This is a genomic window from Dietzia sp. E1 (assembly GCF_014145015.1).
Lineage (GTDB): Bacteria > Actinomycetota > Actinomycetes > Mycobacteriales > Mycobacteriaceae > Dietzia > Dietzia cinnamea_A.
On record NZ_JAALDU010000364.1, the window covers coordinates 1 to 1,682 of the forward strand.

1 protein-coding gene and 1 pseudogene are annotated in these 1,682 nt (G+C 72.2%); both read right to left on the minus strand.

Annotation, left to right across the window (positions count from 1 at the left end; translation table 11 throughout):
• Positions 1-577 (minus strand): annotated as a pseudogene (locus G6030_RS12055) (hypothetical protein); the annotation flags it as partial.
• Between the two features lie 249 nt (positions 578-826).
• On the minus strand, positions 827-1,682 hold an 856-nt coding region (locus G6030_RS12060), incomplete at its 5' end, for a hypothetical protein (protein ID WP_206680906.1).

Consider the following 1,682-nt stretch of genomic DNA (forward strand, 5'->3'; position numbering starts at 1 on the left):
CGAGGATCGCGTCGGTCCCGTCGGAACCCGTGGTGACCTGGCCGCCGGCCTCTGCCTGCCCACCGAGGCTGCCCTCGACCGCTGCCGTCGAACCACCCGAGGCGCCGGTGGGCGCGGTGCCGCCGGCGCCGCCCACCACCAGGGTGACGGGGATGCTGACGGGGGCGCCGTTGACGTTCCCGATGACGGTGAGGTTGCTGGTGCCACCGACCGCCGGCGTACCCGAGATCATGCCGTCGGCATACGTCAGACCCTCGGGCAGCCCCACGACCTCGGTGATCTCGATGCCGGCGTACACGCCGCTGGCCAGGTCCTGGATGTCGAAGGAGAACTCCGCGCCGCCGGCGGTGAAGCCGGTCACGGTCAGCGGGGACGCGGAGGACGACGAGCCGGCAACGGTCTGGACGTCGCCACCGACGGTCGGGGCGTCGGGAGCGGCGACGACGACTCCGCCCACGAGAGCGACCGCGGCAGCAGCTGCGACGGGGGCGACGAGGCGACCCCGGACGATACGACGAGGACGGGCGAGGCGAGCACGCATCGGCTGGTTCCTTCCGGAGGGGTTCAGATCGCTCACTCCCCGGAACGGGAGCGCAGACCATTACGGACGCCACTCTAACCACATGCACACCAACTGTCTACTCCTGTCACATAAGTCACTGATGGCACGCTAGCCACACTGGCAACACACCCCCCGGGGTATCAGCCCCGCCATGGGCGGACGTTTACTCACCGCGCACTTCCCCACCGCCGCACCGGAAATGACGAACGGCCCGACCCCCGTGTCGGGATCGGGCCGCCGCGGCGAACTCGTGGTGTCAGCCCATCAGGGAACGGGCACGGAGGTCGGGACCGGTGCGAGGGCGGAGACGCCCGTGGCCTCGGCCGCGTGGGCCCCGGCCCCGGCGGCGCCGGAATCCCCGGCGACCGAGTCGTCGGCAGCTCCCGAGGCTTCAGTCAGGGTGGAGGCGACGGTGGAGCCGCTGGGAGTGGTGGTCCCGGTGACGGTGCTGACCGGGTTGCCGTCGGCGTCGACGATCACCGTCACCGGCGGAAGGACCATCTCGCCTCCGAGGAAGGTGCCGCACAGCCCCTCGGCGAACGATCCGGTCTGCGCGAGCGACGCCGTTCCGCCGCCCTCGCCCGCGACAACGTCGAGCAGGTTGGGGAAGGAGTCCAGAGCGGTGGTGACGAGGTCGATGACCCCGGTGGGCACGCCGTCGATCCCGAACAGCGGATAGAACTTGGCCACCGAGCCGCCCAGCCCGGGCAACTCGCAGACGGCGTCCGTCTCCGGCGTCAGATCGCCGATGCTCGAGTCCTCGCCGGTGACGCCCTCGAGGCCGCCCAGTGAGCCGCCGCCCGCCGAGCCGGACCCGTCGCCCCCGGTGGCGCCACCCTCCCCGCTGTCGTCGCCCTCGTCGTCGTCCCCATCGACATCGGCGGAGCCGTCCGCCAGGCTCCCGGCGCCGAGACCCGCGGACTCGAGGCTGCCGAGCGGGATGATGCCCGCGCCCGCCCCGTCGGGCGCCGCGGCGTCACCCTGCGCGTTGACGACGGGAACGGAGAGGGCGACCAGCGCGAACGCGGCGGCGGAGACGGTGACGACCTTGCGGGTGAACATGTGTGATGAACCCTCTTCGACTACGGCGGACGGGATCGAGCCCCCGCGCCCCCTCCGG